The 23,636-nt window shown below is 69.7% G+C and carries 21 protein-coding genes; 11 read left to right on the top strand and 10 right to left on the bottom strand.

Annotated elements, in window-relative coordinates; translation table 11 throughout:
- The coding region (locus tag G5C60_RS36315; protein ID WP_165265842.1) for an alcohol dehydrogenase catalytic domain-containing protein at window positions 1-501 on the bottom strand (501 nt) is incomplete at its 3' end.
- Window positions 502-630: 129 nt separating this feature from the next.
- On the opposite strand from G5C60_RS36315, the gene G5C60_RS36320 reads away from it, so the two are divergent.
- Both G5C60_RS36320 and G5C60_RS36325 read left to right on the top strand, forming a co-directional pair.
- Complete coding sequence (locus G5C60_RS36320; RefSeq protein ID WP_165265844.1) at window positions 631-870, top strand: heavy-metal-associated domain-containing protein; 240 nt, start codon at window positions 631-633, stop codon at window positions 868-870.
- Between the two features lie 26 nt (window positions 871-896).
- Window positions 897-3,176 carry a heavy metal translocating P-type ATPase gene (locus G5C60_RS36325; RefSeq protein WP_420907446.1) on the top strand — a complete coding sequence of 760 codons (2,280 nt, stop codon included), beginning with the start codon at window positions 897-899 and terminating at the stop codon, window positions 3,174-3,176.
- Window positions 3,177-3,804: 628 nt separating this feature from the next.
- Here the strand turns inward: G5C60_RS36325 and G5C60_RS36330 are convergent.
- From G5C60_RS36330 to G5C60_RS36340, 3 genes are all read right to left on the bottom strand, one after another.
- The gene (locus G5C60_RS36330; protein WP_165265848.1) at window positions 3,805-5,094 is read right to left on the bottom strand and encodes a citrate synthase; all 1,290 of its coding nucleotides are present in this window, start codon (window positions 5,092-5,094) and stop codon (window positions 3,805-3,807) included.
- A 209-nt stretch (window positions 5,095-5,303) separates the two neighbouring features.
- Window positions 5,304-7,571, bottom strand: coding sequence for an SF1B family DNA helicase RecD2 (recD2, locus tag G5C60_RS36335; protein WP_165265850.1), 2,268 nt, complete (start codon window positions 7,569-7,571; stop codon window positions 5,304-5,306).
- A 53-nt stretch (window positions 7,572-7,624) separates the two neighbouring features.
- Window positions 7,625-7,834 carry a hypothetical protein gene (locus G5C60_RS36340; RefSeq protein WP_165265852.1) on the bottom strand — a complete coding sequence of 70 codons (210 nt, stop codon included), beginning with the start codon at window positions 7,832-7,834 and terminating at the stop codon, window positions 7,625-7,627.
- Between the two features lie 298 nt (window positions 7,835-8,132).
- On the opposite strand from G5C60_RS36340, the gene G5C60_RS36345 reads away from it, so the two are divergent.
- The 5 genes from G5C60_RS36345 to rbsD all read left to right on the top strand — a co-directional run bounded on the left by G5C60_RS36345 (window position 8,133) and on the right by rbsD (window position 14,218).
- Window positions 8,133-9,179 (top strand): LacI family DNA-binding transcriptional regulator, encoded by a 1,047-nt coding sequence (locus G5C60_RS36345; protein WP_165265854.1) that lies wholly within the window; start codon window positions 8,133-8,135, stop codon window positions 9,177-9,179.
- Window positions 9,176-10,798: a sugar ABC transporter ATP-binding protein gene (locus G5C60_RS36350; protein ID WP_420907447.1), complete on the top strand. Its 1,623-nt coding sequence runs from the start codon at window positions 9,176-9,178 to the stop codon at window positions 10,796-10,798. The genes G5C60_RS36345 and G5C60_RS36350 overlap by 4 nt, the downstream gene beginning before the upstream one ends.
- Window positions 10,788-12,746 (top strand): substrate-binding domain-containing protein, encoded by a 1,959-nt coding sequence (locus G5C60_RS36355; protein WP_165265856.1) that lies wholly within the window; start codon window positions 10,788-10,790, stop codon window positions 12,744-12,746. Before G5C60_RS36350 ends, G5C60_RS36355 begins: the two co-directional genes overlap by 11 nt.
- A gap of 87 nt (window positions 12,747-12,833) precedes the next feature.
- Window positions 12,834-13,829 carry a ribokinase gene (gene rbsK / locus G5C60_RS36360; RefSeq protein ID WP_165265858.1) on the top strand — a complete coding sequence of 332 codons (996 nt, stop codon included), beginning with the start codon at window positions 12,834-12,836 and terminating at the stop codon, window positions 13,827-13,829.
- A complete protein-coding gene (rbsD, locus tag G5C60_RS36365) occupies window positions 13,826-14,218 on the top strand; it encodes a D-ribose pyranase (protein WP_165265860.1) in 393 nt (130 codons plus the stop codon). Before rbsK ends, rbsD begins: the two co-directional genes overlap by 4 nt.
- Window positions 14,219-14,469: 251 nt before the next feature.
- On the opposite strand, the gene G5C60_RS36370 is transcribed toward rbsD, so the two are convergent.
- Window positions 14,470-15,630 (bottom strand): serine hydrolase domain-containing protein, encoded by a 1,161-nt coding sequence (locus G5C60_RS36370; protein WP_241267335.1) that lies wholly within the window; start codon window positions 15,628-15,630, stop codon window positions 14,470-14,472.
- 121 nt (window positions 15,631-15,751) lie between these two features.
- On the opposite strand from G5C60_RS36370, the gene G5C60_RS36375 reads away from it, so the two are divergent.
- From G5C60_RS36375 to G5C60_RS36390, 3 genes are all read left to right on the top strand, one after another.
- Window positions 15,752-16,210: a hypothetical protein gene (locus G5C60_RS36375; RefSeq protein ID WP_165265862.1), complete on the top strand. Its 459-nt coding sequence runs from the start codon at window positions 15,752-15,754 to the stop codon at window positions 16,208-16,210.
- Window positions 16,211-16,289: 79 nt separating this feature from the next.
- Window positions 16,290-16,508 (top strand): hypothetical protein, encoded by a 219-nt coding sequence (locus G5C60_RS36385; RefSeq protein WP_165265840.1) that lies wholly within the window; start codon window positions 16,290-16,292, stop codon window positions 16,506-16,508.
- A gap of 140 nt (window positions 16,509-16,648) precedes the next feature.
- On the top strand, window positions 16,649-17,230 hold the full coding sequence (locus G5C60_RS36390) for a hypothetical protein (RefSeq protein WP_165265864.1): 582 nt from the start codon (window positions 16,649-16,651) through the stop codon (window positions 17,228-17,230).
- Window positions 17,231-17,360: 130 nt separating this feature from the next.
- Here the strand turns inward: G5C60_RS36390 and G5C60_RS54345 are convergent, their stop codons facing one another.
- From G5C60_RS54345 to G5C60_RS36410, 5 genes are all read right to left on the bottom strand, one after another.
- Window positions 17,361-17,435, bottom strand: a complete 75-nt coding sequence (locus G5C60_RS54345; protein WP_099504217.1) for a 50S ribosomal protein bL37 — start codon at window positions 17,433-17,435, stop codon at window positions 17,361-17,363.
- Window positions 17,436-17,722: 287 nt separating this feature from the next.
- On the bottom strand, window positions 17,723-19,045 hold the full coding sequence (locus G5C60_RS36395) for a DUF6236 family protein (protein WP_165265866.1): 1,323 nt from the start codon (window positions 19,043-19,045) through the stop codon (window positions 17,723-17,725).
- 122 nt (window positions 19,046-19,167) lie between these two features.
- Complete coding sequence (locus G5C60_RS36400) at window positions 19,168-19,965, bottom strand: sugar phosphate isomerase/epimerase family protein (protein WP_165265879.1); 798 nt, start codon at window positions 19,963-19,965, stop codon at window positions 19,168-19,170.
- A gap of 35 nt (window positions 19,966-20,000) precedes the next feature.
- Window positions 20,001-21,170 (bottom strand): DUF993 family protein, encoded by a 1,170-nt coding sequence (locus G5C60_RS36405; protein ID WP_165265868.1) that lies wholly within the window; start codon window positions 21,168-21,170, stop codon window positions 20,001-20,003.
- A complete protein-coding gene (locus G5C60_RS36410; protein WP_165265870.1) occupies window positions 21,167-22,318 on the bottom strand; it encodes a Gfo/Idh/MocA family protein in 1,152 nt (383 codons plus the stop codon). The genes G5C60_RS36405 and G5C60_RS36410 overlap by 4 nt, the downstream gene beginning before the upstream one ends.
- 324 nt (window positions 22,319-22,642) lie before the next feature.
- Here G5C60_RS36410 and G5C60_RS36415 point away from each other — a divergent pair.
- Window positions 22,643-23,636, top strand: a 994-nt coding sequence (locus G5C60_RS36415) for a LacI family DNA-binding transcriptional regulator (RefSeq protein ID WP_165265872.1), incomplete at its 3' end; no start/stop codon positions are given.

A 23,636-nucleotide genomic window follows, 5' to 3' on the forward strand; every position in this document is an offset into this window, starting at 1 on the left:
CTCCCCCGCCGCCACCCACCCCTGCGAGACCACCGCCCGGAACGCCGTGGCGAACCGGCACCCCAGCGCCGCCGCCGTCCCGTAGGACAGCTCTTCGGGCACGGCGACGAGGTTCACGTCGGCGTGGTCGAGAGCGACGTACTCCGCGAAGGACCCCCAGTGCGTGAACCCCGGCTGGGTCTGCCGCTCGCACACCTGCTGGTCACCCGCCGCACACGAGGCACAGCTCCCGCAGGCGCAGACGAACGGCACGGTGACCCGGTCGCCGGGGCGCCACCCGGTCACCAGGCCGCCCACCGCCTCGACCGTCCCGGCGAGTTCGTGACCCGGCACATGCGGCAGCGTGATGTCCGGGTCGTGCCCCTGCCAGCCGTGCCAGTCGCTCCGGCACAGCCCGGTGGCCTCGACCCGCACCACCACCCCGTGCGGCGCGGGCACCGGGTCCGGCACCTCCCGTACGTCGGCCGGCTCCCCGTACCGCTCGAAGACCACTGCCCGCATCGGCCGCCCCGCCTTCCACTTCCACCTGAACCCTGAACCTTGGACGTTACCCCCTAGGGGTATAGAGTGGGGACGCGAAAGCCCCCGAGGGGCCCTGAGCCCCACACGCCTCGACGAGGAGTCAACGCCATGACCGCGCAGACCGACACCCCGAACTCCGTCACCACCGTCTACCAGGTGAGCGGAATGAGCTGCGGACACTGTGAGGGCTCCGTCTCCAGTGAGATCTCCGAGATCGCCGGCGTCAGCTCGGTGAAGGCCGTGGCCGCATCCGGCGAGGTCACCGTCGTCTCCGCCGCCCCGCTCGACGAGTCAGCTGTGCGCGCCGCGGTCGACGAGGCCGGTTTTGAACTCGTCACCAAGGCCTGAGCACACCCATGAGCAGCACGGCACCCATGAGCAGCACGGCAACACGACCGGCCACGGATGAGGCACCGCACGCCGAGGTCGAGCTCACCATCGGCGGAATGACCTGCGCCTCCTGCGCGGCCCGCGTCGAGAAGAAGCTCAACCGCATGGACGGCGTCACCGCCACGGTGAACTACGCGACGGAGCGCGCGAAGGTCTCGTACGGGGACGGGATACGCGTCGCCGACCTGATCGCCACCGTGGAGAAGACCGGCTACACGGCCGAGGAGCCGGCACCCCCGGAGCCGGAGCCGTCGCAAGAGGCACCCCAGGGGCCGCCCCAGGAGGACCCCGAACTCGTCTCCCTGCGCGAGCGCCTGACCGTCTCCGCCGTCCTCGCCCTCCCCGTGGTGCTGCTCGCCATGGTCCCGTCCTTCCAGTTCGACAACTGGCAGTGGCTGTCGCTGACGCTGGCCGCGCCCGTCGTCGTGTGGGGCGGACTCCCGTTCCACCGGGCGGCGTTCACGAACGCCCGGCACGGCGCGGCCACCATGGACACGCTCGTCTCGGTCGGCACGCTGGCCGCCTTCGGCTGGTCCGTGTGGGCGCTGTTCTGGGGCCACGCGGGGATGCCCGGCATGCGGCACGGCTTCGACCTCACCGTCTCGCGTGCGGACGCCTCGTCGACGATCTATCTCGAGGTGGCTGCCGGAGTCGTCACCTTCATCCTCCTCGGCCGCTATCTGGAGGCCCGCGCCAAGCGGCGCTCGGGCGCGGCCCTGAGGGCCCTGATGGAACTGGGCGCCAGGGACGTCTCCGTACTGCGGAACGGCCGCGAGATACGCGTCCCCGTCGGCGAACTCGCGGTCGGCGACCACTTCGTCGTACGGCCCGGCGAGAAGGTCGCCACCGACGGCACCGTCGTCGAGGGCCCCTCGGCGGTCGACGCCTCGATGCTGACCGGCGAGTCGGTGCCGGTGGATGTGACGGCCGGCGACGCAGTGACGGGTGCGACCGTGAACGCCGGGGGCAGGCTCGTCGTCGAGGCGACCCGCGTCGGCGCGGACACGCAGCTGGCGCGGATGGCGAGGCTCGTGGAGGACGCGCAGAACGGGAAGGCCGAGGTGCAGCGCCTCGCCGACCGGATCTCCGCCGTCTTCGTCCCCGTGGTCCTGCTGATCGCCACCGCCACCTGCGGTGCCTGGCTCGGCATGACGGGCGAGCCGACCGCTGCCTTCACGGCCGCCGTCGCGGTGCTGATCATCGCCTGCCCGTGCGCGCTGGGCCTCGCGACCCCGACCGCCCTCATGGTCGGCACAGGGCGCGGCGCCCAGCTCGGCATCCTCATCAAGGGCCCGGAGGTCCTGGAGTCCACGCGCCGCGTCGACACGGTCGTCCTGGACAAGACCGGCACGGTCACCACCGGCCGCATGACCCTCCAGGAGGTGTACGTCGCCGCCGGCGCCGACGAGAAGCAGGTGCTGCGGCTCGCGGGCGCCCTGGAGCACGCCTCCGAGCACCCGATCGCACGGGCCGTCGCGACGGGCGCGGAGGAGAAGGCCGGGGCGCCGCTGCCCTCGGTCGACGGCTTCGAGAGCGTCGCCGGGCTCGGCGTACGCGGGACGGTGGAAGGACACGAGGTGCTGGTCGGGCGCGGGCGTCTGCTCGACGAGGCCGGTGTCGCCCTGCCCGACGAGCTGGTCGCGCTGAAGACGCGGGCCGAGGCGGAGGGACGTACCGCCGTGGCCGTCGCCTGGGACGGGGTGGCACGCGGTGTCCTGACGGTCGCCGACGCGATCAAGGAGACCAGCGCCGAGGCGGTCCGCGAGCTGCGTGCCCTGGGGCTTACGCCCGTGCTGCTGACCGGGGACAACCGGACCGTCGCCGAGTCCGTGGCCCGCCGCGTCGGCATCGACGACGTGAACGTGTTCGCCGAGGTGCTGCCGCAGGACAAGGTCGACGTGGTCAAGCGGCTCCAGGCCGAGGGCCGGGCCGTGGCGATGGTCGGCGACGGGGTCAACGACGCGGCGGCGCTCGCCACGGCCGACCTGGGCCTTGCCATGGGCACCGGGACGGACGCGGCGATCGAGGCGGGCGACCTGACACTCGTACGAGGGGATCTGCGGGTGGCCGCGGACGCGATCCGGCTGTCGCGGAAGACCCTCTCCACGATCAAGGGGAACCTCGTGTGGGCCTTCGGCTACAACGTGGCCGCGCTGCCGCTCGCCGCGGCGGGGCTGCTGAACCCGATGATCGCGGGGGCCGCGATGGCGTTCTCCTCGGTGTTCGTGGTGACGAACAGTCTTCGACTCCGGGCATTTCGGTGATGTCTGAGTAAGAACCCCTCTGGAGTCCGACGCGTGCCTCACATAAGCTCTTCACAAGGCTCGCGCATCTTCCTTACGCTTGGGCTCCGATCCACATATCGGGCCTCTTGCGCATCTTCAGGACATATGCAAGAGACGCAGATCACAGTGATGTGAAGGTAACCATCGAAGGGGTTCGTGAGTCTAAGTTGGCGATGTCAGAAGCGTCTTGGGGGGCGTGACTGGCATCTGAGGATGTCTTGGGGGACGTTCTCAGAATTGCGTTGCCGGGGCACGTACACCGGGGAGCTTTGAGCGGCCCTCCCGTACGTACGCGTCCCGGCAGACCGCACTCGCAGTGGTAGGCAGCAGTAGTGCAGTAGCAGTGAGAGTTTTGCTCGTTTAGATCACAGCTTTAGATCACAGCGATTCAGGCGCTGTCCTCAGACGCCCGGCCGGATCCCGTGGGGGGAATCCGCACCGGGACAAGGAAGGCGCCCCGACTCCGGCCCGTGGGGGGACCGGCAGCGGGGCGCCTTCCGTTTTCTTTTAAGGTCTCGACGGGACTCCGGGCGCCCCGTAAGGGGCGCGGGGAACTGCGCGACCAGCCCCCACAACCCGCAGACGAAGAACCGCCCTACCAGCGGAGCTAACGCGCCTCGACCGGCACGAAGTCCCGCAGGACCTCGCCCGTGTAGATCTGGCGCGGGCGGCCGATGCGCGAACCCGGCTCCTTGATCATCTCGTGCCACTGCGCGATCCAGCCCGGCAGCCGGCCGAGGGCGAACAGGACCGTGAACATCTCGGTCGGGAAGCCCATGGCGCGGTAGATCAGGCCGGTGTAGAAGTCCACGTTCGGGTAGAGGTTGCGCGAGACGAAGTAGTCGTCGGAGAGCGCGTGCTCCTCCAGCTTGAGCGCGATGTCCAGCAGCTCGTCGGACTTGCCGAGGGCCGAGAGGACGTCGTGCGCGGCAGCCTTGATGATCTTGGCGCGCGGGTCGAAGGACTTGTACACCCGGTGGCCGAAGCCCATCAGGCGGACGCCGTCCTCCTTGTTCTTCACCTTGCGGATGAAGGAGTCCACGTCGCCGCCGTTGGCCTGGATGCCCTCCAGCATCTCCAGCACCGACTGGTTGGCGCCGCCGTGCAGCGGGCCCCAGAGCGCCGAGATGCCGGCGGAGATCGAGGCGAACATGTTCGCCTGCGAGGAGCCGACCAGACGGACCGTGGACGTCGAACAGTTCTGCTCGTGGTCCGCGTGCAGGATCAGCAGCTTGTCGAGCGCGGAGACGACGACCGGGTCGAGGTCGTACTCCTGGGCGGGGACCGAGAAGGTCATGCGCAGGAAGTTCTCGACGTAGCCGAGGTCGTTGCGCGGGTAGACGAAGGGATGGCCGATCGACTTCTTGTACGCGTACGCCGCGATCGTCGGAAGCTTGGCGAGCAGCCGGATCGTGGAGAGGTTGCGCTGCGTCTCGTCGAACGGGTTGTGGCTGTCCTGGTAGAAGGTGGACAGCGCGGAGACCACCGAGGACAGCATCGCCATCGGGTGGGCGTCGCGCGGGAAGCCACGGTAGAAGTTCTTGACGTCCTCATGCAGCAGGGTGTGCTGCGTGATGTCGCCCTTGAAGGTGGAGAGCTCGTCGACCGTCGGAAGCTCACCGTTGATCAGCAGGTAGGCCACCTCGAGGAAGGTGGAGCGCTCTGCCAGCTGCTCGATGGGGTAACCGCGGTACCGGAGGATGCCCTGCTCACCGTCGAGGTAGGTGATGGCGGATTTATAGGCGGCGGTGTTGCCGTAACCACTGTCCAGCGTCACCAGACCGGTCTGGGCGCGGAGCTTCCCGATGTCGAAGCCCTTGTCGCCGACGGTGCTGTCGATCACCGGGTAGGTGTACTCGCCGTCGCCGTACCGCAGTACTACAGAGTTGTCGCTCACGTCATCCCTCACCGACGTTGTGCCTCTTCTTCGAGGTGCCCTGACTGCTTCTACCATCCCCCATTTGGCGCAGGAGAGTGCACTCGGGGTCGACCATTGGGCCTATTGGCGGCACTCAGTGCCGTCACTCTGCTCATCCTGCCCCCCTTCGCCCTGCCTGCGGAAGTGCTCTGTGACCATTGCGACTCGTTTGATCGATCAAATCTGGCTCACGGTCCGAGAGGCCGGGGTGAGAGCCGGAAATCCAGGGCCGTACAACGTCGGCCCGCCGACACCGTGCGCACCGCCTGCCCTATCGCCTTGCGTGAACCGACCAGCACCACAAGCTTCTTGGCGCGCGTGACGGCCGTGTAGAGCAGGTTGCGCTGGAGCATCATCCAGGCGCTGGTGGTCACCGGGATCACCACCGCCGGGTACTCACTGCCCTGGGAGCGGTGGATCGTCACCGCGTACGCGTGCGCCAGCTCGTCGAGCTCGTCGAATTCGTACGGCACCTCCTCGTCCTCGTCCGTCAGCACCGTCAGCCGCTGGTCGTCCACGTTGAGGGAGGTGACCACGCCGACCGTGCCGTTGAAGACACCGTTCTTGCCCTTCTCATAATTGTTGCGAATCTGCGTGACCTTGTCGCCGACGCGGAAGACACGGCCGCCGAAGCGCTTCTCGGCGAGGTCGGGGCGGGCGGGCGTGATCGCCTGCTGGAGCAGTCCGTTGAGGGTGCCTGCGCCTGCCGGGCCCCGGTGCATGGGCGCGAGGACCTGGACGTCGCGGCGCGGATCGAGGCCGAACTTCGCGGGAATGCGCCGGGCCGCCACATCCACCGTGAGCCGGCCCGCCTCCTCCGTGTCGTCCTCGACGAAGAGGAAGAAGTCCTTCAGGTCCTGGGTGACCGGCTGCTTGCCCGCGTTGATGCGGTGCGCGTTGGTCACGACTCCCGACTGCTGGGCCTGGCGGAAGACCCGGGTGAGGCGGACGGCGGGGATCGGGCCGCCTTCGGCGAGCAGGTCACGCAGGACCTCCCCCGCGCCGACGCTCGGCAGCTGGTCGACGTCTCCCACGAAGAGCAGATGCGCCCCCGGAGGCACCGCCTTGACCAGCTTGTTGGCGAGGAGAAGGTCGAGCATCGAGGCCTCGTCGACCACCACCAGGTCGGCGTCCAGCGGCCGGTCCTTGTCGTACGCCGCGTCCCCGCCGGGCTTCAGCTCCAGGAGCCGGTGCACGGTCGAGGCCTCCGCGCCCGTGAGCTCCGCCAGGCGCTTGGCGGCGCGGCCCGTGGGCGCGGCCAGTACGACCTTGGCCTTCTTGGCGCGGGCCAGCTCCACGATCGAGCGGACCGTGAAGGACTTTCCGCAGCCGGGGCCTCCGGTGAGCACGGCGACCTTCTGGGTGAGCGCGAGGCGGACGGCCTCCTCCTGCTCGGGGGCCAGCTCCGCTCCCGTACGGTCCTTGAGCCAGGCCAGGGCCTTGTCCCAGGCCACGTTCCGGAAGCCGGGCATCCGGTCCTCGTCGGTGCGCAGGAGACGCAACAGCTGGGCGGACAGGGACAGTTCGGCCCGGTGGAAGGGGACCAGGTAGACGGCCGTCACCGGGTCGCCGCCGTCGTGGCCGGGGACCTTTTCCCGTACGACTCCGGGGTCGCCGTCGTCCTCCTGGGGCGCCGCCAGCTCCGCCAGGCACTCGATGACAAGTCCGGTGTCCACCTGGAGCAGCTTCACCGCGTCCGCGATCAGCTGCTCCTCGGGGAGGAAGCAGTGGCCCTGGTCGGTGGACTGCGAAAGGGCGTACTGGAGACCGGCCTTGACGCGCTCCGGGCTGTCGTGCGGGATGCCGACGGACTGGGCGATCTTGTCGGCGGTGAGGAAGCCGATGCCCCAGACGTCGGACGCGAGCCGGTACGGCTGGTTCTTCACGACCGAGATCGACGCGTCGCCGTACTTCTTGTAGATGCGGACCGCGATCGACGTCGACACCTCGACGGTCTGGAGGAAGAGCATGACCTCCTTGATCGCCTTCTGCTCCTCCCAGGCGTCGGCGATCTTCTTGGTCCGCTTCGGCCCGAGCCCCGGCACCTCGATGAGCCGCTTGGGCTCCTCCTCGATGATCTGGAGGGTGTCGAGCCCGAAGTGCTGGGTGATGCGGTCCGCGAAGACCGGGCCGATGCCCTTGACCAGGCCGGATCCCAGGTAGCGGCGGATGCCCTGGACGGTCGCGGGCAGCACCGTCGTGTAGTTCTCCACCGTGAACTGCTTGCCGTACTGCGGATGTGAGCCCCAGCGGCCCTCCATCCGCAGGGACTCCCCCACCTGGGCACCGAGCAGCGCACCCACGACGGTCAGCAGGTCGCCGCCGCCCCGGCCGGTGTCTACCCGGGCGACCGTGTACCCGTTCTCCTCGTTGGCGTACGTGATGCGTTCGAGTACGCCTTCCAGCGTGGCCAGTCGCCGCTCGCCCGCCTGGGAGGCCCCCGCCTGATTGGACATGATCCGACGGTACCGCCCGGCACCGACAGCCCCGGTCCGGGGCGATCAGCAGCTCACCCGACGCTGAACCTGACGCAGTCGTCCTGCGCGCCACGCCCGACCGCGAGGTGGGTGCCGCCGATGTCGAGGCTGGCGCTTCCGTTCGTGCACAGCCCGCCTTCCACCGCCTGGGCAGAGGCCGGGCTGCTGCCGACCAGGCCTGCGGAGAGGACCGCCAGGACGGAAAGGGTCAAGATGGTCAGCCGCTGCCGCATGTAGGCCATGGATAGCCTCGCTTCACTGCCGTTCGGATGGGGGTGACTGAACACTCTCCGGGCGGAACCATCAGGAAACGGCGCAACAGGAGCACCGCGTGGGGTGCGGCTCCGGCTGCGCGCCCCCAGCGTGCGGATGGCCGCGCGAGCCGCACGCCTCATCACGATCCGGTCTCGGGATGTGGTTGAGGGCTTGATCAACCGTCGTGTAATCGATTCCAATCCTTCATACACGCGTCGATGTAATCGATTCCACGAACTTCGCGACCATCGACATTCGAACGATCCACAAGGAGGTGGAGCGGCGATGGCGAGCATCAAGAACGTCGCTGCCGAGGCTGGCGTGTCCGTCGCCACGGTCTCGCGCGTCCTGAACGACCATCCGTCGGTCAGCGCCGAAGCACGCACGCGCGTGCTCGCCGCCGTCGAGACGCTGGGCTACCGCCCCAACGCCGTCGCCCGCTCCCTGCGCACCGACCAGACCCACACGCTCGGCCTGGTCATCAGCGACGTACTCAACCCTTACTTCACCGAGCTGGCCCGGTCCGTCGAGGAGGAGGCCCGCGCTCTCGGCTACAGCGTCATCATCGGAAACGCCGACGAGAAACCGGAGTTGCAGGACCACCACATCCGCAACCTCCTCGACCGCCGGATCGACGGCCTCCTGGTGTCTCCCACCGACGGCGGCTCCCCACTGACGCTGGACGCCGCGCGCGGGGGGACCCCGATGGTGTTCGTGGACCGGTGGATCCCGGCCGTGGACGTGCCGGTGATCAGGGCGGACGGGCGCGCGGCCGTACGCGATCTCGTCGCCCATCTGCACGGCCTCGGCCACCGCAGGCTCGCCATCATCGCGGGCCCGGCGGCCACCACGACCGGCAGCGAGCGCGTGGAGGCGTTCCGGGCGGCCCTGCGCGAGTACGGCCTCCCGCTGCCCGACGCGTACATAGGGCAGGGCGATTTCCAGGCGGAGAGCGGACGCCGGGCCACCGAGGCGTTCCTCGACCTGCCCGAGCCGCCCGAAGTCGTCTTCGCCGCCGACAACTTGATGGCCCTGGGCGCGCTGGACGCCATCCGCGCGCGCGGGATGCGGGTTCCGCACGACATCGCGCTCGCCGCGTTCGACGACATCCCGTGGTTCGTGCACACCGATCCGCCGATCACGGCGATCGCCCAGCCGACGGGCGAGCTGGGCCGGGCCGCCGTACGCGCCCTCGTCGACCGCATCGAGGGGCGGCCCCCGCAGTCCGAGACCTTCCTCGCCCGTCTCGTCGTCCGCCGCTCGTGCGGTGAACCCGCGTCCCCGCGGGGCCTCTCCCCGCAACCCCCGTCCCCGCAAAGGAGCAACACGTGAGCAATCAGGACGAGTTGCCGCGTACCGAAGACGAATCGCCCCGTCCGGCAGACGAGTTGCTGCGCATCGAAGGGATACGCAAGACCTTCCCCGGCGTGGTCGCGCTCGACGGCGTCGACTTCGACCTGCGCCGCGGCGAGGTGCACGTACTGCTCGGTGAGAACGGCGCCGGCAAGAGCACCCTCATCAAGATGCTGTCCGGCGCCTACCGGCCCGACGCAGGGCGCGTGGTGGTCGGCGGGAAGGAGGTCCGCGTCCATGGCGCGCAGGACGCCGAGCGGCTCGGCATCGCGACCATCTACCAGGAGTTCAACCTGGTCCCCGATCTGACGGTCGCCGAGAACATCTTCCTGGGCCGCCAGCCGCGCCGCTTCGGGCTGATCGACCTGAAGCGGATGGAGGCGGAGGCCGCCGAGCTGCTGGAGCGGGTCGGTGTGCACGTGTCCCCACGCGCGCGGGTGCGCGAACTCGGAATCGCCCGCCTCCAGATGGTCGAGATCGCAAAGGCACTCAGCCTGAGGGCACGCGTCCTGATCATGGACGAGCCGACCGCGGTGCTCACCTCCGAAGAGGTCGAAAAACTCTTCGGGATCGTGCGCACGCTGCGCGAGGACGGCGTCGGCGTCGTCTTCATCACGCACCACCTCGAGGAAATCGCCGCCCTGGGAGACCGCGTCACTGTCCTCCGGGACGGCAGGAGCGTCGGCCAGGTACCCGCGTCCACGCCCGAGGACGAACTCGTACGCCTCATGGTGGGCCGTTCGATCGAGCAGCAGTATCCGCGCGAGCGCCCCGCCGAACGGACCGCCGAACCGGCCGCCGAACCGGCCGACGCCGGGGCCGCGTTGCTCACCGTCGAGGGGCTCACCAGGGACGGCGTCTTCCACGATGTGAGCTTCGAGGTGCGGGCCGGTGAGGTCGTCGGCATCGCGGGCCTCGTCGGCGCGGGACGTACCGAGGTCGTACGCGCGGTCTTCGGCGCCGACCCGTACGACAGGGGCTCGGTGCGGGTCGCGGGCGCGCGGCTGCCCGGGCACGACGTCAGCGCGGCGATGACCGCGGGCATCGGCCTCGTACCCGAGGACCGCAAGGGGCAGGGGCTGCTCCTGGACGCCTCCGTGGAGGAGAACCTCGGCCTCGTGACGATGCGCGCGGCGACCCGCGGCGGGCTCGTCGACCTCAAGGGCCAGCGGGAGGCCGCCGCGCGGATCGCCGAGCAGCTCGGCGTGCGGATGGCCGGCCTCGGTCAGCACGTGCGCACCCTCTCCGGCGGCAACCAGCAGAAGGTCGTCATCGGCAAATGGCTGCTCGCCGACACCAAGGTGCTGATCCTCGACGAGCCGACGCGCGGGATCGACGTCGGCGCCAAGGTCGAGATCTACCAGCTCGTCAACGAACTGACGGCCGCGGGCGCCGCGGTCCTGATGATCTCCAGCGACCTGCCGGAGGTGCTCGGCATGAGCGACCGGGTGCTGGTCATGGCACAGGGCCGGATCGCGGGCGAACTCTCGGCCGACGAGGCCACCCAGGACTCCGTGATGGCACTCGCCGTCAGCACACCCACTACCACCACCCCTGTTACCGCTGTTACCGCTGTGGAGGACTCCCGTGGCCACTGACACGCTCAAGAGCACGACGGGCGCGAGTGGCGCCTCGGGGCTTCGACGTCTCCTGCTCGACAACGGCGCGCTGACCGCGCTCATCATCCTCGTCATCGTGATGTCGGCCCTGTCCGGCGACTTCCTGACGACGGACAACCTGCTGAACGTCGGCGTCCAGGCGGCCGTGACCGCCATCCTCGCCTTCGGTGTGACCTTTGTGATCGTCTCGGCGGGCATCGACCTGTCGGTCGGTTCCGTGGCCGCCCTGTCCGCCACCGTCCTCGCCTGGACGGCCACATCGGAGGGCGTACCGGTCTGGATCGCGGTGCTCCTCGCGATCGCCACCGGCGTGGCGTGCGGCCTGGTCAACGGCGTCCTGATCTCGTACGGGAAGCTGCCGCCGTTCATCGCGACGCTCGCCATGCTGTCGGTGGGCCGCGGACTGTCGCTCGTCATCTCGCAGGGCAGCCCCATCGCCTTCCCCGACTCGGTCTCACACCTCGGTGACACGCTCGGCGGCTGGCTGCCCGTCCCGGTCCTCGTGATGATCGTGATGGGCCTGATCACGGCCCTGGTCCTGGGCCGTACGTACCTCGGCCGATCCATGTACGCGATCGGCGGCAACGAGGAGGCGGCCCGCCTCTCCGGTCTCCGCGTGAAGAGGCAGAAGCTCGCGATCTACGCGTTGTCGGGTCTGTTCGCGGCGGCCGCGGGCATCGTGCTCGCCTCCCGCCTCTCCTCCGCGCAGCCGCAGGCCGCGCAGGGCTACGAGCTGGACGCGATCGCCGCGGTCGTCATCGGCGGCGCCTCTCTCGCGGGCGGTACGGGCAAGGCCTCCGGCACCCTGATCGGCGCGCTGATCCTGGCGGTGCTGCGCAACGGGCTCAACCTCCTTTCCGTGTCGGCCTTCTGGCAGCAGGTCGTCATCGGTGTCGTCATCGCGCTGGCCGTGCTGCTTGACACCCTGCGGCGCAAGGCGGGGGCGACTCCGGTCGCCGCCGGGACCGGTGCGTCGGGCCGCAAGGGGCCGCAGGCGGTGAAGTACGCGCTCGCGGTCGTCATCGTGGCGGCGGTCGTGGGCGCGACCTCCCTCCTCAACGGCGGCTCGTCCTCGTCGAGCGCGTCGAGCCAGAAGATCGGCCTGTCCCTGTCGACCCTGAACAATCCCTTCTTCGTCCAGATCAGGCAGGGCGCGGAGGAGGCCGCGAAGAAGGCGGGCGCGGACCTGACCGTCACGGACGCCCAGAACGACGCGTCCCAGCAGGCCAACCAGTTGCAGAACTTCACCAGCGAGGGCGTCGGTTCGATCATCGTGAACCCGGTGGACTCGGACGCGGCGGGCCCCTCGGTACGCTCCGCGAACAAGGCCGACATCCCCGTCGTCGGCGTCGACCGGGGCGTCAACAAGGCGGACACGGCCACCCTCGTCGCCTCCGACAACATCGCGGGCGGCAAACTGGGCGCCAAGGCACTGGCCGAGAAGCTGGGCGGCAAGGGCACGATCGTGATCCTTCAGGGCCAGGCGGGCACGTCCGCCAGCCGCGAGCGCGGCGCGGGCTTCGCCGAGGGCCTCAAGGCCTACCCGGGCATCAAGGTCGTCGCCAAGCAGCCCGCGGACTTCGACCGCACCAAGGGCCTCGACGTCATGACGAACCTGCTCCAGGCGCACTCCGGCATCAACGGCGTCTTCGCCGAGAACGACGAGATGGCCCTCGGCGCGATCAAGGCGCTCGGTTCGAAGGCCGGCAAGTCGGTCCAGGTCGTCGGCTTCGACGGCACGCCGGACGGTCTGAAGGCCGTCAAGGAGGGCACGATGTACGCCTCCGTGGCGCAGCAGCCGACGGAACTCGGCCGGATAGCGGTCGAGAACGCGCTCAAGGCGGCGGACGGTGAGAAGGTCGCCGCGACGGTGAAGGTTCCGGTGAAGGTGGTCACGACGGAGAACGTGGACGAGTTCAGCGGCTGACGTCAGTAGACGGTCGGGAGCAGACGGTCGGGCGGGCGGCCAGGGGAAGCCGCCCGCCCTCAACTCACCCCTACAGGGAGACGGTTCATGTACGACTACGACCTGCTGGTCGTGGGATCGGCCAACGCCGATCTGGTCATCGGTGTCGAGCGCCGGCCCGGTGCCGGGGAGACCGTGCTCGGCTCCGACCTGGCCACCCACCCGGGCGGCAAGGGCGCCAACCAGGCGGTCGCCGCCGCCCGCCTCGGGGCCCGTACGGCGCTGCTGGCCCGCGTCGGCGACGACGCGCACGGCCGGCTGCTGCTCGACTCGCAGCGGGCGGCCGGGGTCGACACGGCCGGCGTTCTGGTCGGCGGGGCGCCCACCGGGGTCGCGCTGATCACGGTGGACCCGTCCGGCGACAACAGCATCGTCGTGTCACCCGGTGCGAACAGCCGACTGACCCCGGACGACGTCCGCGCGGCGTCGTCCCTCCTCGCCGCCTCCCGGGTGGTCTCGGTCCAGCTGGAGATCCCGCTGGAGACGGTCGTGGAGGTCGTACGGGGCTTGCGGCCCGGCACCCGTTTCGTACTGAACCCGTCCCCGCCCCGGGAGTTGCCCGAGGAGGTGCTCGCGGCCTGCGACCCGCTGATCGTGAACGAGCACGAGGCGCGGGTCGTCCTCGGCGCCGACGCCGGCGAGACGCCCGAACAGTGGGCGGAGGCGCTTCTCGCGCTCGGCCCGCGTTCGGTGGTCGTCACCCTGGGCGAGGAGGGCGCGCTGGTCGCCGACGCCCGCGGCACGGCCGCCCGGGTCCCGTCCGTGAAGGTGACCGCGGTGGACACGACGGGCGCGGGCGACTCCTTCACCGCGGCACTGGCCTGGCGGCTGGGCGCCGGGGAGTCCCTCGCGGACTCGGCGGCGTACGCGGCGCGCGTGGGCGCCGTGGCCGTCACCCGGGAGGGCGCCCAGGCCTCGTTCCCGACCGCCGAGGAGGTCGCGGCCCTATGCAGTGCTATCCCGGGGGACAACCCCCGGACCCCCGGCCGGAAAAGCGGGGCGGCCACCGAACCCGGCACGCCTCAGCGAGGTGAGACCCAGTGAAGCGAGCCGGAATCCTGAACCGTCACCTGGCGGGCGCCATAGCCGAACTGGGCCACGGCGACGGCGTACTCGTCTGCGACGCCGGCATGCCCATCCCGTCGGGCCCTCGCGTCGTGGACCTCGCCTTCCGCGCCGGCGTCCCGTCCTTCGCGGAGATCCTGGACGGCCTCCTGGACGAACTGGTCGTGGAGGCCGCGACGGCTGCGCGCGAGATACGGGAGGCGAACCCGCCGGCTTCGAAACTGCTGGACCAGCACTTCCCGGCCGCACTGTCCCTCGTCCCCCACGACGAACTCAAGACCCTGTCGGCGGACGCGCGCCTGATCGTACGAACCGGCGAGGCCCGTCCGTACGCGAATGTGCTGCTGCGGTGCGGGGTCTTCTTCTGAGCCCCGGCCTGAGCCCCGGCCTGAGCGCCCGGAGCCATGAGTGCCCGGACAAACTTCGAGGAGGCCCAGTCCGTCGACCGGGCCCCCTCGGTTTCCCTCCCCCAACATCAGAACTCCCCCGCGATCCCCCCAGATCCCCTCCAGAAGTCCTGATGCCAAGTACGACCCACGGGGTGCGGAGAGGGTTGCACGGTGTCTTGAGATTTTTTTGAGGTGTGCTGGAGCCGGGTCGGCCGGTGAAGACCGAGGCCTCAGTCGCCTTCGGCGCGGACGCGGTCGGCGATGCCCTGGGTCAGCTTCTCCTCCTGGTCCTGGAGGTTCCACTTGCCGTCCTGGTAGGCGTGGTTGCTCACCCAGTACACGAGGACTCCGTCGCGCAGCGACCTGGAGAGGTACGCCAGCGACCAGTCGTTGCCGCCGTTGTGCCAGACGACCCGGCCGTCGGGGGTCTCGCGGACGGCCCAGCCGTATCCGTACGAGTCTTCGTGTCCGGGTATCCGTACGCGGGGCGCGAAGAGCTGCTGCCTGGCCCGCGCCGGCAGGATCTCGTCGCCCAGGAGGGCGCGGTGCCAGCGGAACATGTCCTGTGCGGTGGAGAGCATGCCGCCGTTGCCGCGCAGGTTCCAGTACGGCCCGTCGGCGGCCCAGGGGTGGTCGAAGGGCCTGCCCTGGCTCCGGCCCTTGCTGTCGTACTCCACCGCGACCAGGTGCCGCGGCCACCGGGGCAGTACGTATCCGGTCGCGTCCATCCCGGCCGGGGCGAACAGGTGCCGGGCCAGGAACGGCTCGTAGTCCTCTCCGGACGCCTCTTCCACGATCACGGCGAGCAGGCTGTAGCCGGTGTTGGAGTAGAGGAACTCCTTCCCCGGGGCGGACTCCGGCTTCGATGCGAGAGCCCGCCGCACGAGCTCGTCGCGCGAGAGGGGGTCGTAGTCGTCGCCGAGCCCCTCGACCATGCCCGACGTGTGCGTGAGCAACTGCTCGATCGTGATGTCGCGCTTGTCCTCGGGCACCGGCCCGAGGAACCGGCTGATCCGGTCGCTCACCCGCAGCCGCCCCATCACTTCCAGCTTCAGGATCGCGGCGGCGGTGAACTGCTTGGTGATCGACCCTGCGTCGTACACGGTCCGGCAGCTCGCGGGTGTGCCGGCGGCGCGGTCCGCCGTCCCGAAGCCTCCGCAGTACGCGAGTTCGTCGCCGCGTGCGGCGATCACAGTGCCACTGGCCCCAGCCGGGAGCGTGCGGTGGAGGAAGCCGGCGACCGACTCCCCGTCGCGCGCCTTCGGGGCGGCCGCGGCGGACCCGGTGGCCGGTCTCCCTGCGGCGGGCTCTTCGGCGCACGCGCCGATCATCAGCAGAGCCGCCAGCGCGGCGACGGGAGCGGCCGTACGACGGCAGCGGGGCAGACCCATATGACCTCCAACGTCGGGAATCCGCACCGAGGTTGACCATCACTGTCGCCGTTCCTCAAGCTGTCAGGGTGTTCGAGCTTGTGCGAGCCCGTGTACGTCCAGCTCAGGGGGGACCACCGTCATGACCACCGCACCGCCCACACCGCCGCACACCGACGCCGCCGCCTTCGTGGCGGCGCTCCGGCGCCTCAAGGCCTGGTCGGGCCTGAGCTACCGCCGGCTGGAACGCCACGCGGCGGACGCGGGCCACTCCCTGCCGTACTCCACGGCGGCGACCATGCTCGGCAGAGAACGGCTGCCCCGGGAGGAGTTGGTCGTCGCGTTCGTCGCGGCATGCGGAGTGCGGGAGGCGGAGGCGGAGGCGTGGGTGGACGCGCGCACCACCATCGCCTGCGGGCACGTGAACTCCCCACTCGCGCGCGACAGGGTCAACAGTGGTCCCAAGCGGTCATGGCGGTCACGGTGGGCGTTCGTCGGTGCGGCGGCGCTCGTCACGGCACTCCTCGGCGGGGCGGTAGCGTCCGGTGCTGTCACTGACGACCAGGAGGTACAGGAGACGCGGACGTCGCTCCGTCTGTAGCGCGCCAGTCGAAGGGCATGCGGGGCGTACGTCACCGGGGCCGGGTGAGCGCTGTTCGGGCCGCGCGTCCGTCACCTCTATGCGCAGTGAACCCGGCACCAGGGAGAGCCTCAGTTCGAAGGCCCGGCCCGTACGTCGTCGACCGCAGCGGTCGCGTACGGACCCGGGCGAAGGAACCACCGCCCAACTCGTCACCACCGAACGCCGCCGCATCCTCCGCCTCGCGAAGCACTGGCCCTGGACCGATGTCATCACCGAGGCCCCGGCACGGCTCCAAGTACTGCCCAGCCCCGGCTGACCAGCAGCGACGCCCTGCCCCGCCGAAATCGATCAATCACCGGAGCCGTGGAACCCGGCGTCCACCGTGCGCGACAGCCGGGCTCGCAGGGTGTTTGGAGACGAGAATGTGCACATCTTCACGCTGCCGGACTGCTAGCCATGGCTGACGGATTCATCCGCTGGTACAGGGAGTCAGGGGCCACGTCAGTCTTCGCCGAACAGGTGGAACTCTTCGAGGCACACGGCATCGGGCTCGTGCACCCGGTGAAGGGTGCAGCCATGGTCATCGACGTCGAGGGGGGACAGGTCCTCATGAGTCAGGAGGAGCTCGGCCGCCTTCTGAGTCTGCGCTTCGCGTCCATCACGATGGACTGGTGGTTCTCCGCGGACACCAACGTGATCGACGGATACGAGTACCAACCGTTCGGTTGCGAGATCCAGACGCTCTGGCTGGACGGCCTCACCTTGGAGGAGGCCGACACGGTCGAGGCAGCCGTCGTCGCTGCGGCGACGGGACTTCCGACGCCGACCCGCGCTGTGATCGTCGATCGACGGGGTGCAGGTGACCCTGACGACTGGGACTCGGCCGTGCTCTACGACGGGGAAAGGCTGCCGGTCATCCGGGACCGGGTGCTTGTGCGCGACCCGCTCGCGGAGAAGCTCCTGAGGATGTCGCCGGAGCTGAGGAGTGAGGAGACCGGGGCAGGGCTGACCCTGCTCTCTCCCGCCCGTCCGCTCTGACACCCAGAGGTTCCACCACGCGGCGACCGCCCGCAGGAAGGCCCCGCCGGATGCACGTCCGGCGGAGCCATCCCGCCTGGAACGGCTCGTCGTCGGAATGTTGACAGACTCGGCCGTCTGCTCGGTTGGCTCAGGCGTTGGGACGCTTGCCGTGATTGGCCTTCTTCTTCTTACGGCCGCGTCGCTTGTTCCCTCGTTTAGCCATGGTGCATATCTCCTAAGTCGGGACTTTCTGCGCCATCGCCAGTCTAGATTCGGCCCGGGAGGTCCGCATCAGCCGTGCCGCAGCCACAGCGCCCATACCGACGCTCCGGAGCCCCAAAGCATTCGCCGGCTTCTGTCGTGGCAGCGGACCCCCTGCGCCCCTGCAGGTCAGCCGAGGGCAGCAAGGCCGCCTCACACCCTGTGACCGGGGTCTCTACAGAGCTGCGGATCAGAGGGCCGCGCCTTGTGGCGGCTCGGTTGTCCTCAACTCTCAAGACTCAGTGGTGGTCACCGTCGGCGTCGTCGCCGCAGTGCCGCCCGTCGGATGGCGGAGCGGATGTGGGCGACGGTGTCGGAGGGGCTCAGTTCGTGGCGCAGGTTCAGCAGGTAGCCGGTGGGGTGGCCGGCGAGGACCTGCCTTCGCTGGTCGAGCGCAGTGCTCGTCGCTCCGACGAGGCACCCTGCGATCACGCCCGCACCGGTGACGACAGACGGCATGTGAACAGCACCGGCCAGTACTCCCAGCGCCGCCGGCGGTGCGAGTGTCTGGAGGCTCAGGACGGCTCGGACAGGCTGCATCCCGAGTCGGCCGAGCTCGCGTTCCATCTCGTCGATCGGCTGCGCGATCTTGCTCTCCACATGGTTGCGCAGTTTGGCCGCTCGCACCCCGGGGTCCGGCACCCCACTGATCTCGACGAAGTCCGGCGTGAGCGAGTCGAGGAACTCGCGATAGCGCATCAGTTCCGGCAGCAGTCGCCGCCGGGCTTCGATGATCCGCTCGACTGGCACCTCTGTCAGATCCCGGGGGACGACGGTCTGCATGGCCATCACCGCGAATACGTGACCGTAGTCCGTCCGGCCCTCCGCCGATCCTTCCGCCGGTCCTTCCGTCGCCGTCCCGGTGTCGTCGGCGAGCAGGATCTCTGCCATGGTCTCGATCGTCCAGCCCGAGGTGGCGGCACATATCAGCGCCTGATCGGTGACCGGAGTCATCCCGTTCTTCCGGGCGACCACGTCCGCGAGGATCGCCAGATAGACACCAGCCAGGCGACGGTGCATCGCCAGGTCGCTCACATGGAGGACCTTCCCGTCGGATGCGCGGCGCCACCGGTAGCTCCTGGACACGAGCAGTCCGGCATCCGCCAGCCGGTGCGCCAGCTGGTAGGTCATCTTGCCCGGATGCACCTTCTCCAACGGGGGGTCGAGCGGCAGGAGTTCGTCGTACACGTCCCAGGTGCGGAGGGATTCAACACCGAGCGCAGCGGCCCCGTACCGGGGAATCAGCTCACCCTGGTATCTGTCGAGGAAGTCGTAGAACAGCGCGTCGACTTGATCCTCGATACCGAGCAACCGCCGGTTCCGAGGGGTGTAATCACGATCCACTCTCGCCAGGACGTCGTCGTCCGCCCCGGACTCGCGGCCCCAGCCGGGCCTTACGTTCACGATGAAGTCGAGTTCGTCCCGGAGCCGCTTGACCGTGTCCGAGTCCCGGAGGCCGTAGTAGCCGCGCGGGCGGATCCGCCCGAGCTGTGGCCAGTGCAGGGCTGCGGCCTTGACCCAGGCGTCGCCGGGGAGGTTGACGTACGGGAAGTAGAGGGCAACGTCGCTCACAGGCCACACAATGCCCTCTCGCCGCCCGCCTGCGGAAGAGATCACAGGCAGCCATGCGCGCGGCGGTCCGCTCTCCGCACCGGAGGGCCGACCGCCGCAATGCGCCACCGCGTGAGCCTCCGCTACACCGCGTGCTCCACGAACCGCGCCGCCGTTTCCGCGAGGACCTCGCGGCCGTCGCGGGCCCACAAGCCGTCGTTGAAGAGCTCGACCTCGATGGGCCCGGTGTAGCCCGCCTCCTCGACGTACGCACGCCACTCGCGCATGTCGATGGACCCGTCGCCGATCTGGCCGCGTCCGGTGAGGACGCCCTCAGGCAACGGGGTGGTCCAGTCGGCCAGTTGGAAAGTGTGGATGCGGCCGCCGACGCCCGCGCGGGCGATCTGCTCCGGAGCCGTGTCGTCCCACCAGATGTGGTACGTGTCGACCGTCACGCCGACCTGGTTCGCCGGGAAGCGTTCCGCGAGGTCCAGGGCCTGGGTGAGGGTGGAGACGACGCAGCGGTCCGAGGCGTACATCGGGTGGAGGGGTTCGATGGCCAGCCGGACGCCCTGCGAAGCCGCGTACGGCCCCAGCTCGGCCAGTGCGTCGGCGATGCGCTCCCTCGCGCCGTGCAGGTCCTTCGAGCCGGACGGAAGGCCGCCCGAGACCAGAACCAAGGTGTCCGTGCCGAGGGTGGCCGCCTCGTCGATGGCCAGGCGGTTGTCCGCAAGGGCCTTCGCCCTCTCCTCCGGGTCGATCGCCGTGAAGAAGCCGCCCCGGCACAACGTCGTCACCGCGAGACCCGCCTCGCGGATCAGCTTCGCGGTCGCCTCCACGCCGTACGACTGGACCGGTTCGCGCCACAGGCCGACCCCCGGTACGCCCAAGTCGACGCAGGCGTCGACCAGTTCGGGGAGCGACAGCTGCTTCACCGTCATCTGGTTGATCGAGAAACGCGCCAGGTCCTGGTTGCTCACTGGGTCACTCCGTACACCGTCAGCAGGTTCTTCATCCGCGCCTCCGCCAGCGCCGGGTCCGGGAACAGGCCAAGGCCGTCAGCGAGTTCGTACGCGCGGGCGAAGTGTGGAAGCGAGCGCGCCGACTGGTAGCCGCCGACCATCGTGAAGTGCGACTGGTGGCCCGCGAGCCAGGCCAGGAAGACCACGCCCGTCTTGTAGAAGCGCGTCGGGGTCTGGAAGAGGTGGCGGGACAACTCGACTGTGGGGTCGAGGAGTTCACGGAAGGCCTCCCTGTTGCCGGTGTCGAGGACCCGGACCGCCTCCGCCGCGAGCGGCCCGAGTGGGTCGAAGATGCCCAGCAAGGCGTGGCTGAAGCCCTGGTCGTCGCCCGCGATCAGCTCGGGGTAGTTGAAGTCGTCGCCGGTGTAGCAGCGCACCCCGTCGGGGAGCTTGCGGCGCAGGTCGATCTCGCGCTGGGCGTCCAGGAGGGAGACCTTGATGCCGTCGACCTTGTCGGGGTGGGCGGCGATGACCTCCAGGAAGGTGTTGGTGGCGGCGTCCAGGTCGGTGCTGCCCCAGTAGCCCTCCAGCGCCGGGTCGAACATCGGGCCGAGCCAGTGCAGGATCACCGGCTCGGCAGCCTGGCGCAGCAGATGGCCGTAGACCTCCAGATAGTCCTGAGGGCTCTTGGCCACGGCGGCCAGGGCCCGGGAGGCCATCAGGATGGCCTGGGAGCCCGCGTCCTCGACCACCGCGAGCTGCTCCTCGTACCCGGCCCGGATCTCGTCGAGGCTGTACGGATAACCGATCTCGGTGGCGGACAGCTGGTCCGTGCCCACCCCGCACGCAATCAGCCCGCCGACGGACCTGGCCTCCGCGGCCGAGCGGCGGATCAGTTCCGCCGCGCCCGCCCAGTCCAGGCCCATCCCCCGCTGAGCCGTGTCCATCGCCTCCGCGACGCCGAGCCCGTGGGACCACAGGTGACGGCGGAAGGCGAGGGTGGCGTCCCAGTCGACGGCCGCCGGGGAGTCCGGCGAGACGTCCGCATACGGATCGGCCACGACGTGCGCCGCCGAGAAGACCGTACGAGAGGTGAAGGGGGTGCCGGTGGTGACGGAGAGGGGTTCGGTGCGGGGCGTGTAGGTGCGCAACTCGCCACCCGCACCGGGAAGTCGGATGGTCACAGCGAGATCTCCGGTACGTCGAAACGGCGGCCCTCGGCCGAGGACTTCAGCCCCAGTTCGGCGAGCTGGACGCCGCGGGCGCCGGCGAGGAGGTCCCAGTGGTAGGGCGCGTCGGCGTACACGTGCTTGAGGAAGAGCTCCCACTGGGCCTTGAAGCCGTTGTCGAACTCGGCGTTGTCCGGGACCTCCTGCCACTGGTCGCGGAAGACCTCGGTGGCGGGGATGTCCGGGTTCCAGACCGGCTTGGGGGTGGAACTGCGGTGCTGGACACGGCAGTTGCGCAGGCCCGCGACCGCCGAGCCCTCGGTTCCGTCGACCTGGAACTCCACCAGCTCGTCGCGGTTGACGCGTACGGTCCAGGAGGAGTTGATCTGGGCGATGGCGCCGTTCTCCAGCTCGAAGATGCCGTACGCGGCGTCGTCGGCCGTCGCGGCGTACGGCTTGCCCTGCTCGTCCCAGCGCTGCGGGATGTGGGTCGCGGTCAGCGCCTGTACGGACCTGACGCGGCCGAACAGCTCGTGGAGGACGTACTCCCAGTGCGGGAACATGTCCACGACGATGCCGCCGCCGTCCTCGTGCCGGTAGTTCCAGGACGGGCGCTGGGCGGACTGCCAGTCGCCCTCGAAGACCCAGTAGCCGAACTCGCCGCGGATGGACAGGATCCGCCCGAAGAAGCCGCCGTCGATGAGGCGCTTCAGCTTGAGCAGGCCGGGGAGGAAGAGTTTGTCCTGGACGACGCCGTGCTTGATGCCTTTCGCGTTGGCCAGCCGGGCGAGTTCCAGGGCGCCGTCGAGACCGGTCGCGGTCGGCTTCTCGGTGTAGATGTGCTTGCCGGCCGCGATCGCCTGCTTGATCGCCTCCTCGCGGGCGGAGGTGACCTGCGCGTCGAAGTAGATGTCGACGGCCGGGTCGGCGAGCACGGCGTCGAGGTTCGTGGACCAGTGGTCGAGGCCGTGCTGCTCCGCGAGCGCCTTCAGCGCGTGCTCGCGGCGGCCGACGAGCACCGGCTCGGGCCACAGCACGTCGCCGTCGCCCAGATCGAGGCCGCCCTGTTCACGCAGGGCGAGGATCGAGCGGACGAGATGCTGTCGGTAGCCCATGCGTCCCGTCACGCCGTTCATCGCGATGCGCACCGTCTTGCGTGTCACGTCATTCCCTTCGTACGCGTCCTGCGCCGCGTACGCCCCACAGGTGAACAGGTGAGCGTTACAGCAAGCGCTTTCTATCTGATGAGAAGCTAGCCTCTGTGCAGCACATCGGACAAGACCGCGCGGTGGTGATATATGCGAGACATGCGGTCGTGTGCGTGACGCGGCGGGGTTGGCGTATCCATGGCGCCCGAGCAGTTGACCATGTACTGCCCCAAGTGATTGACGATGTATCGACAGATGTAACGCCGGATGTACAGATGTAACGACAGATATAACGACAGACGTAACGACGTATGCAGAGGCCCGACCGGAGGACGATAGATGACCGTGACCCTGGCGGACGTGGCGGCTCGCGCGCAGGTCTCGCCCGCCACCGTGTCCCGCGTGCTGAACGGCAACTATCCCGTTGCGGCAACGACGCGGGAGCGGGTGCTGCGGGCCGTGGACGAGCTGGACTACGTACTGAACGGCCCGGCGAGCGCGCTGGCCGCCGCGACCTCCGACCTCGTCGGGGTCCTGGTCAACGACATCGCCGACCCCTTCTTCGGGATCATGGCGGCGGCGATCCAGTCCGAGATCGGCGGTCCTGGCGGGCGCGCGGGCGGGGAGCGCCTCGGCGTCGTCTGCAACACGGGCGGCTCCCCGGAGCGCGAGCTCACATACCTCACGCTCCTTCAGCGCCAACGCGCCGCCGCGGTGGTGCTGACCGGCGGGGCCGTCGAGAACACCGCGCACGCGGCGGCCGTCGCGACGAAGCTGCGGAAGCTGGCGGACGCGGGCACCCGGGTGGTGCTGTGCGGACGGCCGCCCGCGCCGGCGGACACCGACGCGGTGGCCCTCACGTTCGACAACCGCGGCGGCGGCCGGGAGCTCACCGAGCACCTGATCGAGCTCGGCCATCGCCGTATGGGCTATATCGCGGGACCGGAGGAACGGACGACGACGCGACACCGCCTGGAGGGCCATCGGGCCGCACTGGCCGCGCACGACCTCCCCGACGATCCCCGCCACACCGTGCACGGCCGTTACGACCGCAGCTCCGGTTACGAGACCACGCTCGAACTCCTGCGCCGTGACCCGGAGTTGACCGCCATCGTCGCCGCCAACGACACCGTCGCCCTCGGCGCGTGCGCCGCCCTGCGCGACTCCGGGCTCCGTATCCCCGACGACGTCTCGGTCGCCGGCTTCGACGACCTGCCCTTCAGCGTCGACGCGGTGCCCGCTCTCACGACGGTGCGGCTGCCGCTGTCGGAGGCGGGGGCCCTGGCCGGGCGGATCGCGATGGGGCGGGAGGAGCCGCCGGTGGGTGGGATCG

The organism is Streptomyces scabichelini (assembly GCF_011045015.1).
In the GTDB taxonomy this organism is placed as follows: domain Bacteria; phylum Actinomycetota; class Actinomycetes; order Streptomycetales; family Streptomycetaceae; genus Streptomyces; species Streptomyces scabichelini.

What these genes read in the sequence shown, in the direction of transcription:
- G5C60_RS36320 (WP_165265844.1), top strand. Translation starts at nt 631, where the DNA reads ATGACCGCGCAGACCGACACCCCGAACTCCGTCACCACCGTCTACCAG.
- G5C60_RS36325 (WP_420907446.1), top strand. Translation starts at nt 897, where the DNA reads ATGAGCAGCACGGCAACACGACCGGCCACGGATGAGGCACCGCACGCC.
- recD2 (WP_165265850.1), bottom strand. Translation starts at nt 7,571, where the DNA reads ATGTCCAATCAGGCGGGGGCCTCCCAGGCGGGCGAGCGGCGACTGGCC.
- G5C60_RS36340 (WP_165265852.1), bottom strand. Translation starts at nt 7,834, where the DNA reads ATGGCCTACATGCGGCAGCGGCTGACCATCTTGACCCTTTCCGTCCTG.
- G5C60_RS36345 (WP_165265854.1), top strand. Translation starts at nt 8,133, where the DNA reads ATGGCGAGCATCAAGAACGTCGCTGCCGAGGCTGGCGTGTCCGTCGCC.
- rbsK (WP_165265858.1), top strand. Translation starts at nt 12,834, where the DNA reads ATGTACGACTACGACCTGCTGGTCGTGGGATCGGCCAACGCCGATCTG.
- G5C60_RS36370 (WP_241267335.1), bottom strand. Translation starts at nt 15,630, where the DNA reads ATGGGTCTGCCCCGCTGCCGTCGTACGGCCGCTCCCGTCGCCGCGCTG.
- G5C60_RS36375 (WP_165265862.1), top strand. Translation starts at nt 15,752, where the DNA reads ATGACCACCGCACCGCCCACACCGCCGCACACCGACGCCGCCGCCTTC.
- G5C60_RS36385 (WP_165265840.1), top strand. Translation starts at nt 16,290, where the DNA reads ATGCGCAGTGAACCCGGCACCAGGGAGAGCCTCAGTTCGAAGGCCCGG.
- G5C60_RS36390 (WP_165265864.1), top strand. Translation starts at nt 16,649, where the DNA reads ATGGCTGACGGATTCATCCGCTGGTACAGGGAGTCAGGGGCCACGTCA.
- G5C60_RS36400 (WP_165265879.1), bottom strand. Translation starts at nt 19,965, where the DNA reads ATGACGGTGAAGCAGCTGTCGCTCCCCGAACTGGTCGACGCCTGCGTC.